The sequence below is a fragment of the Dickeya aquatica genome (assembly GCF_900095885.1).
GTDB lineage: Bacteria > Pseudomonadota > Gammaproteobacteria > Enterobacterales > Enterobacteriaceae > Dickeya > Dickeya aquatica.
The window spans coordinates 1,971,010-1,984,697 of the sequence record NZ_LT615367.1 but is presented as its reverse complement, the minus strand read 5'-3'; the positions used below and the strand labels follow the sequence as shown (position 1 = coordinate 1,984,697).

The following is a 13,688-nucleotide window of genomic DNA, read 5'->3' as shown; positions in this document are numbered from 1 at the left end:
CCTTAAAAATCTTACTAAATGTCTCAGGGTGTGAAACGGGCATTGCCAACATTACAAGGGTAGCTCAACAAAACATATAGGCGATGACTCCCGGAACCTAAAATTACAATCATCCAGAATGGCAAACTCAGAAATGAACCGATATTTACTCATTCAACTTACGTAATGAACTACATATTTAAAACATGAAGTTCATTACGCCGCTAATATAAACGAAGCATTTAATTGATGAAGTAACGTGAAAGTATCCATATAACTAACATTGAAATTTTCACAAATATTAGGAATCAGAAATTTCCTTCGACATTGGAGATCGAGTCTCTCATGCGTAACAACTGTTGCACCAACCGCCATAGCCTTAGCAATTAGCCAAGTATCTGCCCCCCGCATAAATTCAGCCATAGCCCCTGCTGCCATGGAAGCCGCCACTTGTTGAGTAGCTACGAATGAGGCAACTAAAGATAAATTTTGCTGGGTTATCTGATCGCTCACAGGCAAGAAAAAATGTCGATTGTTATTTGCCCAAGTAGCAAGTTCATCGTTACCATTCGTTAGTTCAGTAAAAATGTTCTGGATACTAAAAATTTGATTTCCAGCACACTCCCGAAGCAACCAGTCCCAAAATGCTGGACAGAACGACATGTTATAATATCGATTTTTAGCTTCAATGAAGACGTTTGCATCAATTAAATACATTATGCACCAATTTCCAAAGCATATGTCTTAAGTTTTGCCGGAGCAACTCCAAGCAATCTACTTGCATCTCTGAGCAAAACCCGACCGGTTAAGGTTTCACCAAGCAACGCTTTACTAAATTTTGCACTATTCTTGTTTCGAGCAATAGCATAAAAGTCCCCACCACCGCCATCGGATTCGTTAAAACTTCTGACTAAAGCGCTATAATACTCTTGATAAGATTCTTGGGTTATTAACCTTAAATCTAACGCACGACGAATAATGACATATTTGCTCACATGAAAATTTCTTGCAAGATTTGTGACGTTATCCTGTAACTCTGCTCCCTCTCGCCACAAAACAAGCATCTCCCGCTCAGGAGCTAAAAACTCTCCAGCCACAGCATTACAAAATTGTTCCTCTCTGCGATGTTCATTAGGTTTCACTGAGGAAATTCCACTCTGACCTAGCCATAGATGGGCAATCTCATGAATGAGAGTAAATAACCTTGCGGCTGGCGCATCTCGTAAATTAATAAAAACAACGGGTGCCAATGGATCACTGATAGCAAATCCCCTAAATTCAGACACGCTAAGTGGGCGACGAGTATTATTCTCGACAATACCGCTACGCATTACAAGGATTCCTACATCCTCAGCAGCTACAACTATTTTACGTTGATATTCCTCCCAATTCAGGCCCTGTGGATTTAAGTTATCGAGTTCAAGAGTTCTTTTAATATCGCCAGCGACCAGAGAAGGACTAGAGTTTAAGGATGCAGACCCAATGAATCCTAATCGTTCTGCGCCTTGATCTTGCAAATATTCTTTATACCATTCCTGTCTACGCATCACAGAATCAATGATGTCTTTAAGATTGACGCTAGCACCTTCAATCCCTTGATTGGCAACAGTCCTTAGATCTGGAAGCGGTAATTCATCTGGCGGAGGGGCTGGCAAGAAGAAGAAGGCAAAAGGAATATGCAACTTTCCAGCTAATCTCTGGGCCTGATTGAAGGTAGGCTTCTTAGAACCCTCAGCCCACGCTACGACCTTATCTAACCTGACTCCTAAAGTTCTGGATAGATCTTCCTCAGACATTTGAGCCCGAGCTCTTGCCCAATTGAAAATATCAGGATTTATGTAAGCTAAATCAGCCATTTAGTCTATTTCTGGTTGGTTAGTGTCAACTCACTTCTTTGAATCTTAACCTACCTTGTTTTTTTTACAATAAAAACCCCTGCAAAAATGTTGTTTCGTAAAATCATAGATAGATCAGTTTTTCGTGTGACGACAATACCAGTCTTAATTTTTGCGCTTAATACTGAATCACTATGACTAATCAGACAATACCACGACAGCCATGCTGAGAGCACAATGCCTACTCTTAGCAAACTGTCAGATTAAGCAACAGCTAACCCACTTAGCGTAGGAGAAAACGGAAGACCACTACAACTCTTTTTCAGGGTGACTTTCCCTTTTAGGCATACATATAGGCATATAAATGAAAAAATTTAAATAAATAACATTAAGTATCAATATATTGAAATATAAATTCAGTTTCTCTCGTGCGACCAAATACACCTTCCGTAAGTACCGGTTACTGACGGAAACCCCACAGAAACCCGCATCCTCTCTGAGTTTGCGGGTTTTTTGTTGCCTGTTATCTGCCGGGATACCCCGTTTACAGCCGGAAAGTTTAGTTATACGCTTAGTTATACCGCCCCATATAACTACAAAAGCGTATAACTACGATGGCTCGTATAACTACCCCGCTGACCAATACCGAGATCAAAGCCGCCAAAGCTGCCAAGAAGGAATACACGCTACAAGACGGGGATGGGTTGTATCTGTTGGTGAAACCGAGCGGTTCTAAAATCTGGCGCTTTAACTATTACCGCCCTGATACAAAGAAACGAGCGTTAATCAGCTTTGGCGCATTCCCTGCGGTTTCTTTGGTCGAAGCCAGGCAACGGCGTGAATCAGCAAAAGCTCTGATAAGCAAAGGCATCGATCCGCAATTCCACCAGCAACAGCAGCGCGAACAAGAACAAGCCATCAACCAGAACACGTTCGCCAAAGTCGCCGCCGACTGGTATGAAGTGAAAAAATCGCAACAGTTGGCCGCGAACACCATTAAAGATATCTGGCGCTCCCTGGAAAAATACGTGTTCCCGTTCATCGGAAACCAGCCTATCAGCCAGCTTACCGCCCGCCATTTCATCACCGCGCTGGAACCGATACAGGCCAGTGGCAAACTGGAAACCGTTAAACGGGTTAGCCAGCGTATTAACGAAGTGATGGACTATGCCGTTAACTCCGGCCTGATACCGGCTAACCCGGCAGCGAAGATCCGCAAAGCGTTTCAGACGCCGGTGAAAACCCATATGCCGACCATCCGGCCAGAGGCATTACCTGGCCTGATGAAAACGCTATCAGTCGCCAGCATCGAGCGACAAACCCGGTTATTGATTGAATGGCAATTGCTGACCGTTGCCCGCCCGGCTGAAGCCGCAGAAACCCGCTGGAGCGAGATAGACCTTACGCAGAACACCTGGACAATCCCGGCTGGCCGCATGAAGATGCGCCGCGAGCACGTCATTCCCCTGCCCCCACAAGCGTTAGCCATTCTGGACGCCATGAAACCAATCAGCGGCCACCGGGAATATCTGTTCCCTTCCGCCAGACATCAATGAAGTACGCCACGCTTACACCCCTTCCACCTATTGCCAACCGGACTGAGCGATGCCGACATAGCAGCAATCCCTGATGAAGAACGACAACTGATGCGTAAAGAGGCCAACAGACTCATGAAAAAAACCATACCAGACGACTCATTGCCATACTGATGTTACATCGGGGGTATGAGAAGCTATTTAGCGCGTTGCGATTTACACCGGGTACGGATTTTCGGGCCGATTTCGGGCATTTTCGGGCTGAATAATATTTTTTATTTAAAAATCAATTAGATAAAAAAAGACCGAATACGATTCCTGTATCCGGTCTAGGGAAAGGGCTCTTGGGAGAGAGCCGTGCGCTAAAAGTTGGCATTTGTGCGTGCTGTATCACAGCTCGCTCTTTAAGAGTAGTCGACGCACCTGTGTTTTCCAGTTTGTCCCGGTATTTGCCAGCCATTCTTGCAACAATCTGTACACTTTGTGACAACACGCTCAAACCCGCTTATTTGTCTCCCGCATTCCTTTTCCAACAGCTAGCAGGTTACGGGCAAAGGGTCTGAGCGCGCTCAACAAACGGTTGCAGGCTCATTTTTTGCCCAGGGTTTGCCGGGTCATCCAGCAAAATCGTCTCCAGCGCATCGGCACTCACTTTACCGCTATTGACCTGATCTTTAGCCACTGCGTTAAGCGGGTATTGCATCAATGTACTGGGGTTGATGACGTACATGGCCTGACCGGGGCGGCAAATCAGTTGCACTTCTTCACGATTAAATGCCCAGCGCGGGCCGTATTCCAGTTTACTCAGGTTTGCCACCTGCGGCGCGGCCTGCACCGACAGCGATAACAAGCATCCAACGAATAGCGGCATGATTTTATTCATGATGTATTTCCTATAGCGCATTCATCCGAAGAGACATTCAGGCATCACATCGGGTTACGTCTGCAAGCAGACGATGACCTCGCTGCAATCTCACCGGGGCAGGATAATAGCGGGCCACCCAAATGAAGTCGAGCGAGCCTGCGGCAAAGGCTAAAACCGCAGGAATAGACGTGTGACTGTCAGCAAGCAGACTCCTCATCCATAAACCCACTGACACGCTGCACCCGGCGGCTGACTGCCTCGGCCAGCACCGCGCGATGACGACCGGCGCAGCCGAGGCTGAAGTAGTGTCTGGCGCGGGTAATGCCGGTGTAGATAAGCTCGCGGGTTAATACCGGGCTGAGGTTGTCCGGTAGCAGTAACGCAGTGTGCGTGAACTCGGAGCCCTGCGATTTATGCACCGTCATGGCAAACACGGTTTCCACCGCCGACAAACGCCCCGGTAACACCCAGCGCACACCTGCGCGGCCATCGCCGGCGGCAAAGGCCACCCGGTTAACCCAGATGTGCGAGCCATCTGCCTGCTGCTGGGCTACCGATAACGTGATGCCGATATCGCCGTTCATCAGTTGCAGGCTGTAATCGTTGCGCGTCACCATCACTGGCCGGCCCGGATACCACACTTGCCCGCAATCCAGCAACTGTTCACGGTGTAATAACCCGGCGATACGAGCGTTCATGCTCTCAACCCCACAGGGCCCGCTTCTTAACGCACACAGCAGTTGAAACTCGCCAAACGCGTTGAGAATCGACGCGGCCCACTCATCAAACGCCTGTGGGGAGGACGTTAGCGCCGGGCGGGTGTCATGCATCAATTGCAGATAGTGGCGATACCCCGCCGCAAAGCCACCCGATGCGCCAACATGGCCAACGGCACCATCAACCAGCCATGCTTTGAGCGCCGGGGTATCGTCAGGGGTTAACAGCAGGCAGGCCAAATCGGGATAGCCTTGCTGCAATATCGTCTCAAGCGACGTGACATCGCCGCGATTTACCGCTTGTGCCAGGCGGCCAATCCCGCTGTCAGCGCCAAACCGATAGCTGTGGCGCAGCATCACCACCGCCTGATCGTGCGCCAGCCCTTGCGCGTCCACCAGCGTCTCCTGCGGGGCCTGCCCGGTCACGGCCTGTAGCCAGTCACGGGTTTGCGGCAAATAGTGCCCTTGTTCGGCCCGCTGGCACCATGCGCCCATCAGCGCACCGGCTTCCACCGAGGCCAACTGGTCTTTATCGCCCAGCAGTACCAGCCTTGCCGCAGGCGGCATGGCGGCCAGCAGCGCCGACATCATCGCCAAATCGACCATGGAGGCTTCATCCACCACCAGCACATCCAGGCGCAATAGCTGCGTTTCATCATGACGAAACCGGCGGCTGTCTGGCCGACTGCCGAGCAAACGATGCAACGTCACGGCTTCGCTCATCAGGCTGGTGCGAATCTCTTGTGCCTGCGCCAGCCCCCCCAGCGCCAGCGTATCGATAGCTCCGGTTATCGATGCATTAAGGCGGGCCGCCGCCTTGCCGGTCGGGGCCGCCAGCCGGATGCGCAGCGGCTTGCCGTGCTGCTCCAGCGCCAGAGACTGCAACAGCGCCAGCAGTTTCAGCACCGTGGTGGTTTTGCCGGTGCCGGGCCCGCCGGTAATAATGCTAAATGCGCTTCCGGCCGCCAGCGCACAGGCGAGCTTCTGCCAGTCTGGCTGCAACGGGGACGTGGCAGGAAACAGCGCATCAAGCCGCTGGCGCAATGCGGCGACAGGCAGAGCCTGTTTCAGCGCCGCGTTATCCGCCAGCCGCCTGTCAATCGCCTGGCGCACTTGCTGCTCATACTGCCAGTAACGGCGCAGATAAAGCCGGGTGCCCGCCAGCACCAGCGGCGTGTTACCCGTACCGCAGGCAACCAGTTGCGGTTGTGCCAGTGCTGCCTGCCAGTCAGCCAGCGTCACGCCGTGCAGCGCCTGCGCCGGGCGCGGTGTGGCGTCACGGCTGTCATACCCATTCTCGGGCGGCAGTGCCAGCGAGAGATCGCTGTCCGTCACCAGCGCCGCTAAATCCAGGCAGACATGGCCGCGCCCTAACTGGTAACTGGTCAGGGCCGCGCCAAGCAATAACAGCGGGGCGGCATCCGGGCACTCTTGATAGAGAAAACGCGCCAGCGCCCGGTCAAGCTCACGCAGCCAGCCACTATCAACCCACTGGTCAAGCAGTGCCAGTACCTCATGATGATCGCTGTGTTTCATGCACTCTCCCTGATAGCACCACTGAACAGTTGCTCCAGTGCATCAATAACGGTTTTATCTGGCCGGACGTGACAAACGCCGCCCCCCGGAGCCTGGCTGCCGCGTAAAAACAGGTACACCGCACCACCAATATGGCGATCGTAGTCATAATCTGGCAGGCGGGATTGCAACAACCGGTGCAGCGCAAACAGGTACAGTACCAGTTGCACGTCGTAGCGATGGTGCAGCATGGCTTGCACCATTGGCGCAGGTTGGCCGGGCGTGAGCAGGGTTGACTGGTCATCCTCCGCCTGTGCCCCCAGCCAGTTCGATTTATAATCCAGCACGTAATAACGCCCCTGATGGACAAACACCAAATCGATAAACCCTTTCAACATGCCATTGAGCTGTTCTGCCAGCAACGAAGGGCCGGGGGCGGCATCAAAGGTCGCTACCCGTACCGTGTCATCGAGCGTGCGGGTGTCTACCTGATGCAGCGCAAACCAGAACTCCATCTCGACCTGATAGTGTTGCAGCTCTGCCAGCGAAAACGCGCCCTGCGGTAATGTCATTGGCTGGCTGAGTTGCTGCATTAACCACTCGGTCAGCAGCGGGATCCACACCGTCCAGCCCTGCCGGTTACAGCGACGAGCTACCTGGTCAGCCACCCGCTCACGATCGGCGGCCAGTGCGGCGAACCCTTCGCGCCCGGCCCACTCCAGCAGGCCATGTAAAAAGCTGCCCGGCGCAGCACCGCGCGGGAAACCGTGCAAGCCCAGCCCGGCAGGGGCCGTAACGGGAGACGGATGCACTGGCGGTGTCTGCGGTTCGATAAAGGTTTCCTGCTGCGCGGTTTGCACCTCCGCAGTATGGCGGTTGTCATCATCGCTGCCGACGGCGCGTTGCAGGCCGGAATAGCTGGTAATACGCCAGCGGTGGCGGCGTAAATCGGGCAGCGGCGGCTCTGCCGCCATCTGCCAGTGGTCGGCCCCGGCCTGATAGCGGGCATCATCAGTTTCAGGTAAGGCGCACTGCGTGCTGTACTCACCGCACCAGGCCGACAGGCTCGCCGCCAGAGTATCGGTTGTAAACGTGGCATCAAGCCCCAGCAGATAACCAGGCGCACTGCGCTCCAGCCCCTTAAGCGGCGCAATCCCCAGCCAGGTGGCGTAACGCGCCCGGGTCAGCGCGACATAAAACTTACGCAAATCCTCACCGAGACGCTCGTTATCGGCGCGTGCCGCCGCCTCATGACTGGCATCAAGCTCAATACAGCGCTGGCCGTTATCATCATGATAGATAAGCAGGCTGTCGGTTGCGCTCACCGCGCGATAGGCACAGGCGAAAGGCAAAAACACCAGAGGATACTCCAGCCCTTTCGATTTATGCACCGTAACCACTTTCACCCGGTCAGCATCACTCTCAAGGCGCAGCTTCAGGCTATCGGCACCGGGGTTTTCATCCTGACACTGCTGCGCCAGATAACGCAGCAGTGCATGTTCACCATCAAGTTGCACGGCGGCCTGTTGCAACAGTTCCGCAAGGTGTAGCACATCGGTCAGTGCCCGGGCATTGCCCGCACTCAGTAACCGGCGCGGCACGTCAAATTCCCACATCAGCCGCCGCAACATCGGCAGCACCCCTTGCTGACGCCAGATGCGCTGATAGCCGAAGAACTGCATCACCCGCCGCTCCCACTCCCGCTCATCATGATTCAGGCAGGCCAATGCCTGCCAGCTCAGCCCCAGCATCGGCGTGGCCAGCGCGGCACGCAGCAGACGGTCATTTTCCGGGTCGGCACAGGCGGCCAGCCAGGCCTGTAACTCCGCAGCCTGTGCGGTCTGGAATACCGATTCCCGATCGGACAAATAGACGCTGCGCACCCCACGCCGCGACAGTTGCTCACGCACGGCGGCGGCTTCACGGCCATTATTCACCAGTATCGCCATATCCCCCGGCGTCACCGGGTGTAACGGCTGGTCAGGCTGGACAAACCCGGCCTGCCCCTGAACGCCCTGCTGTAACAACCGCACCACTTCTCGTGCACAGCCTGCCGCCATACGCTGGCGATATTCACTGGCGGATAACGGCGCGTCTGCGGCTAACAGCCAGCAGGTCAGTGCAGCCCCCTCCCCTTGGGCATGCTGCCAGCGCGCCGTGCGCCCGTTGGCCTGCACCGGCAAGAATGGCAGCGGGTTCTCATCGGCCTGGCGAAACCGAAAGGCACCAAGGGTGTCCGGGCGCTGTTCGGCCTGCATAAATACCTGATTGACGGCGGCAACCATCGGTTCGGTCGAGCGGAAATTGGTCGCCAGCGTGTAATGCCGGGGAGCGGTGTCGCGCCGGGCTCGCAAATAGGTGTGGATATCCGCGCCGCGAAAGGCGTAGATGGCCTGCTTGGGGTCGCCAATCAAAATCAGCGCCTGCTGCGCGCTTGTCTGCGCCACCCGGTAGAGCGCATCAAAGATGCGGTATTGCAGCGGGTCGGTATCCTGAAACTCATCAATCATTGCCACCGGAAACTGCTCGCGGATACGCTGCGCCAGCCTTGCGCCATTGTCCCCCTGTAGCGCCTCATCCAGCCGGGTCAGCAAGTCCTGAAACCCCATCTGCGCACGCTGCATCTGCTCGCGCTGAAAGCGCTGATGCACCCAGCGGCAGGCGTGTTTTAACACCAGGCTGTGTGGCCGGGGCAGCGCCTCAAGCTGTGCGCGGAGTTGTTCGATAGCCGTCAATGCCGGATGTTCCGGTGCCTGTTCGGGCACTTTCCAGCAGGCGTGCAGCCCGGCAGGCGTCAGGCGCTCCCAGCCGGTTTTTAAATCCGGCCAGGTGTCATCACCGCTGGCCCATGTCCGCAGGGCATCCAGCCACGGATGAAGGTAGCGCGTTTGCAGTTTGCGGCCATCAACCCGTTTATTGGCAATGGCCTCATCCAGCAGCGCCTGAAGCTCGTCGCACCACACTGTCCACGGCGCTTTCAGCGCGGCCAGCAGGCGGGCTTTCTCTTCGCGGGTCGCGCGAAATACCTCGGCGGGCGGCGTGTCCTGCCCCAGCGTATCGGCGCTGTCCAGCAGTGGGGTCACACTGCCATAAAACGCCTGCGGCGAAGGCCACCGCTCGCGCAGCTCCACCACATCAGCCGGTGGCAGCGCAAAGAAAAAGGTGCGCCAGTAATCACGCACCACCTCCAGCAACAGCTCGCGCGGGTCGGTTTCAAGGGTTTGATTAAACAGGCTACCGCTGTCAAAAGCATGTTCACCCAGCATCCGGTAGCACCAGCTGTGGATGGTGGATACCGCCGCTTCGTCCATCCACTCTGCCGCCAGTTGTAATTTGCGCGCACAGGCGGGCCACTCATCCGGCGGGTAATCATCCCGCAGCGCGTGTAACAACGCGTCGGCAGGCGGGTCTTGCGGCTGTGCCGCCAGAAAAAACGCCGCCGCCTGCGCCAGTCTGGCACGAATACGGTCGCGCAGTTCACGGGTCGCTGCCTCGGTAAAGGTCACAACCAGGATCTCCGGCGGCGTCAGCGGGCGGCCAAACGCCTGCTCGCCACCGTGCCCCAGCACCAGGCGCACATACAGCATGGCGATGGTAAAGGTTTTCCCGGTACCGGCGCTGGCTTCAATCAGGCGACTGCCGGTAAGCGGAAAGCGCAACGCATCGAGCGTTGCCGGTAAAGATACAGGCGTCATGACTGACCTCGTGATGATGATTTTTTCGCCGACGCGGCTTTTAGCGTGTGGTAGAGCGGAGCCAGTAGCGGGTCAACCCAGCGGGCAAATGCCCCCTCGCTCCACAGCGCATCAAAATCCACAAAGGCGCGTGCCAGATAGGGATTCTGTACCGATTCCGCCCGGCGCGCCGGTGGGTCGTGCTCGTCATAACAGGCCCGTGCGGCCCGGCCGGCGTCGCTGTCTATTGCCAGCTCTGGCGTGCCGCCCGCCTCCAGCCAGGCAAACCCGGTTTTCACAGCCAGTGGCAGCGGCGCAGCCATGCCCGCGTGCCAGGCAGTCAGTAACGCCTGCCAGTATGTTTCCGCTTGCATCGGCGTCAGCGCATTCAGGTGTACGGTACCATTCTTGCTCACCACCGTGGTATGCAGCGGCTGCCCGTTGAGGTGCCCGGCCAAATGCATCACCCAGAACGGCAGCAGGCGCTCAAAACGGTAACTGCGGCGGCTGGCGTGCAGTAACCCGCTGCTCTCCAGCACCAGACGGCAACGGTTGCCCTGCGCATCGGCACGCAACTCCGTCAGCCAGTCATCCAGCCACAGTGTCCCGCCCAGCGGCACCTGAAGCGCTTCATCGGCCAACTCCTGCGGCCACTCAGCCTGCGCCTGCTCATAGCGGCTAAACAGGTCGGCCATCGGCTCGGCGAGGTCTTGTACCAGCACGTCGGTAAAACCGCCGGGCGCGAGCTCGCCGCGGCGAACCATGCTGTCAAGGCGCGAGCGTAACGCCTGCTCGCGTGGCTGATGGTGCTGGACGGCGTGTTTCTGCGCCATAATCAGCTCATGCTGTAAACGCCAGTTATCCAGTGCATCTATCACAAACGGTTCCTGATCCAGGCTTGCCGGATCGTCCCGCTCAAACCAGACGTTAAGGCGCAGGCGAAAGAACTGCCGCACCGGGTCACGCACAAAATCGGCCAACTGACGCAGCGTCAGCGCGCCATCATGCTCATATACCGGCAGCGGCACGCACGAGCCAGCCACCGGCGCGGGCGCTAACCCGCTGCGCCATTCGCGGGCATAACTAAACAGCGGACTGCCCGCACTGAAATACTCGGCGCTAAACGGTTGCAGGCGGTGTTCCACCGTCAGCGCCGCCAGCAGCGGCTGGCCATCGCCGCTGCGCCAGACAGAATCGAGATGATCGCGCAATTGCGCCACCAGCACCGAAGGCGGGCGCTCGCTGTTATCGTGAATACTGCGCCCGACCCAACTGATGTAGAGCCGCTCGCGCGCCGAGAGCAGCGCTTCGAGAAACAGATAGCGGTCATCTTCACGCCGGGAGCGGTCGCCGGGGCGGTAGTCCTGGCCCATCAGGTCAAAATCCAGCGGCACGCGGGTACGGGGGTAATCGCCGTCATTCATGCCCAGCAGGCAGACGTGGCGAAACGGAATGGCGCGCATCGGCATCAGGGTGGCGAAAATCACTGCTCCGGCGAAAAACGGCTGCGTCAGGCTGGTGTGCTCAAACATCGCCAGCCAGTGCTCACGCACCACCGACAGCGGCAGCGGCGTTTGCAGCCCGGCGGCCTCGCAGGTTTCGCCAACGCGTTGCAGGCTGTCGTCCAGTTGCAGCAACATGAAGCCTTCTTCGCCCTCCTGTGCCTCAAAAAACGTCGCCAGCAGGGTGCGCAGCCGTTCACACCATTGCGAGGCCAATGCGGGCTGGCTTAATTGTTGCCAGGTGGCATCCAGCCGGTCGAGCAACAGCGCCAGTTGCCCGGCCAGTACCGCATCCAGCCCGCCGATTTCATCGAGCGGTTCAATATCATGCCAGGCGTCGCCTGCCCCCACGGCATAGCCCAGCAACATCCGGCGCAGGCCGAAAAACCAGCTGTTTTGCTCAGCCCCTTCCGGTAAATCCAGGCTTTGCCGCTGCCGGGCGTGGAGCCCCCAGCGCACATTGGCCGCCCGCACCCAGCGCTGCAACAGCGGCAACTGGGCCTCGCTGATGGCAAAGCGTCGTCGCAGCGCAGGCACATCCAGTAAATCCAGCACGTCGCTGACCGCCACGCGTGATTGCGGCAAATGCAGCAAGCGCTCCAGCGCCGCCAGCAGCAGGTTATTCTGGCGCGGGCCGCTGTCGGCCACACTAAACGGGATATAGCGCGGGTCGCCGCGCTCAATCAACCCAAACACCGCCTGAATATGCGGCGCATAGGCGTTGATGTCCGGCACCATCACGATAACCTCGCCGGGGCGCAGCGTCGGGTCGGCGGCAAAGGCGGCGAGCAACTGGTCATGCAACACTTCGACTTCACGCTGCGGGCTGTGGGCGAGGTGAAAACAGAGCGAGCGGTCTTGCTGCGGGTCAATCGCGGGCCAGCGCTGGCGGCTCTCCTGCGCCGGGCGCAAATCAAGGATGTCATCCTGCAACTGGTTGAGCAGGCAGTCCGTTCCGGGGCTGATAAACAGATTGACGCGCTCCATCAGCCCCGGTGTGTGCGCCTGTTGCTCGTACTCATCCAGCAGCCCGATATAATCACGCCCCTGCTTGCCCCAGGCTGCCAGCAATGGGTGGGCGTGCTGGTGCAATGCCTCATCGGTGATGACCCGCGGCGTGCCGGGTTTGCGCGCCTGACGGCGCTCCCAGCTTCTCAGCAGGTCTTTATCGGCGATGATATCGCCCCAATAGTGCTCGCACGGGTTATGCACACACATCAATACCTGGCACCAGTGACTCAGTGCCGCCAGGAGTTCCAGCGCCTGTTGTGCCATAGACGAGATGCCAAACACCACCACGCGCGCAGGCAACCCAGACGGGGGTGGCAGCCCGGCTTTTATGCGTTGCGCCACGACATCAAGAAAACGGCGGTGCAACGCGGCACGGCTGGTGCCTGCACGTTCCGCGTCGGTATCGGCCAGCAGCGCCCGCCACAACCGCGGTTGCCAGCGCTGCGCCTCCGGCAGCGGCGTGGTGCCATGTCGGCTGGTGGTCAGCACATCGCGCCCGTCGGCCCAGTCAGCGAGCCAGTCAGCGCGGTAGACCTGATACTGGTCAAACAGATCCGCCAGCCGTGCGGCCAGTTGGTAAAGTTTGCGCAAGTCATTATCATCACGCAGAAAACCGGCCAGTGCAGCAAAATCGTCTTCGGCTAACCGCTCAGGCAGCAGGCGCATCAAACGCCAGATCAACTGCTCTTTATCAAACGGCGAGGTTTCCGGCACTTGCTCACGCCCGAGCACGCTGCGGTAAACCTGCCAGAAAAAACGGGCAGGCAGTTGAATATCGAGCGCGGCGGCAATACCGCAGCCGCCCTCTTGCCTGTCACGCGCCAGCGCCAGCTTCAGCCATTGGCCGATACCGTTGCTCTGTACCAAAATCAGCTCATTCTCAAGCCCTGCCAGCGGATGTGAGGCCATCCACGACACCAGCAGGTCGCGCAGGGTTTCCGGGTGATTGCTGTGAATGACCATCAGGCCGGGTTGCAGGGTCTGTTCGCTCATCGGAGTCTCTAAAAGGTTCGTTGGCTGAAATGACTGGCGCGGATGCATCACGCACCGGCAGGC

General features: G+C 57.1%; 6 protein-coding genes and 2 pseudogenes. 2 read left to right on the top strand and 6 right to left on the bottom strand.

What is annotated here, in order from left to right; translation table 11 throughout:
• Positions 1 to 195: 195 nt before the first annotated feature.
• Both DAQ1742_RS08935 and DAQ1742_RS08930 read right to left on the bottom strand, forming a co-directional pair.
• Positions 196 to 696: a DUF4411 family protein gene (locus tag DAQ1742_RS08935; RefSeq protein ID WP_051124052.1), complete on the bottom strand. Its 501-nt coding sequence runs from the start codon at positions 694 to 696 to the stop codon at positions 196 to 198.
• Positions 696 to 1,835: an ImmA/IrrE family metallo-endopeptidase gene (locus tag DAQ1742_RS08930; protein WP_035342458.1), complete on the bottom strand. Its 1,140-nt coding sequence runs from the start codon at positions 1,833 to 1,835 to the stop codon at positions 696 to 698. Before DAQ1742_RS08930 ends, DAQ1742_RS08935 begins: the two co-directional genes overlap by 1 nt.
• A gap of 593 nt (positions 1,836 to 2,428) precedes the next feature.
• Here DAQ1742_RS08930 and DAQ1742_RS08925 point away from each other — a divergent pair.
• Positions 2,429 to 3,361: pseudogene (locus DAQ1742_RS08925) on the top strand (phage integrase central domain-containing protein); the annotation flags it as partial.
• A 99-nt stretch (positions 3,362 to 3,460) separates the two neighbouring features.
• Positions 3,461 to 3,537 (top strand): annotated as a pseudogene (locus DAQ1742_RS20550) (hypothetical protein); the annotation flags it as partial.
• Between the two features lie 356 nt (positions 3,538 to 3,893).
• On the opposite strand, the gene DAQ1742_RS08920 reads toward DAQ1742_RS20550, so the two are convergent.
• From DAQ1742_RS08920 to recC, 4 genes are all read right to left on the bottom strand, one after another.
• Positions 3,894 to 4,232: a YebY family protein gene (locus DAQ1742_RS08920; protein WP_035342460.1), complete on the bottom strand. Its 339-nt coding sequence runs from the start codon at positions 4,230 to 4,232 to the stop codon at positions 3,894 to 3,896.
• Between the two features lie 179 nt (positions 4,233 to 4,411).
• Complete coding sequence (recD, locus tag DAQ1742_RS08915) at positions 4,412 to 6,466, bottom strand: exodeoxyribonuclease V subunit alpha (RefSeq protein WP_035342463.1); 2,055 nt, start codon at positions 6,464 to 6,466, stop codon at positions 4,412 to 4,414.
• Positions 6,463 to 10,140 (bottom strand): exodeoxyribonuclease V subunit beta, encoded by a 3,678-nt coding sequence (gene recB / locus DAQ1742_RS08910; RefSeq protein ID WP_180706288.1) that lies wholly within the window; start codon positions 10,138 to 10,140, stop codon positions 6,463 to 6,465. Before recB ends, recD begins: the two co-directional genes overlap by 4 nt.
• Positions 10,137 to 13,625, bottom strand: coding sequence for an exodeoxyribonuclease V subunit gamma (gene recC / locus DAQ1742_RS08905; RefSeq protein WP_035346055.1), 3,489 nt, complete (start codon positions 13,623 to 13,625; stop codon positions 10,137 to 10,139). The genes recB and recC overlap by 4 nt, the downstream gene beginning before the upstream one ends.
• Positions 13,626 to 13,688: the final 63 nt, after the last annotated feature.

Bases quoted from the DNA above. Each gene is read 5' to 3' on its own strand.
- DAQ1742_RS08930 (WP_035342458.1), bottom strand. From the start codon at position 1,835: ATGGCTGATTTAGCTTACATAAATCCTGATATTTTCAATTGGGCAAGA.
- recD (WP_035342463.1), bottom strand. From the start codon at position 6,466: ATGAAACACAGCGATCATCATGAGGTACTGGCACTGCTTGACCAGTGG.
- DAQ1742_RS08920 (WP_035342460.1), bottom strand. From the start codon at position 4,232: ATGAATAAAATCATGCCGCTATTCGTTGGATGCTTGTTATCGCTGTCG.
- DAQ1742_RS08935 (WP_051124052.1), bottom strand. From the start codon at position 696: ATGTATTTAATTGATGCAAACGTCTTCATTGAAGCTAAAAATCGATAT.
- recC (WP_035346055.1), bottom strand. From the start codon at position 13,625: ATGAGCGAACAGACCCTGCAACCCGGCCTGATGGTCATTCACAGCAAT.
- recB (WP_180706288.1), bottom strand. From the start codon at position 10,140: ATGACGCCTGTATCTTTACCGGCAACGCTCGATGCGTTGCGCTTTCCG.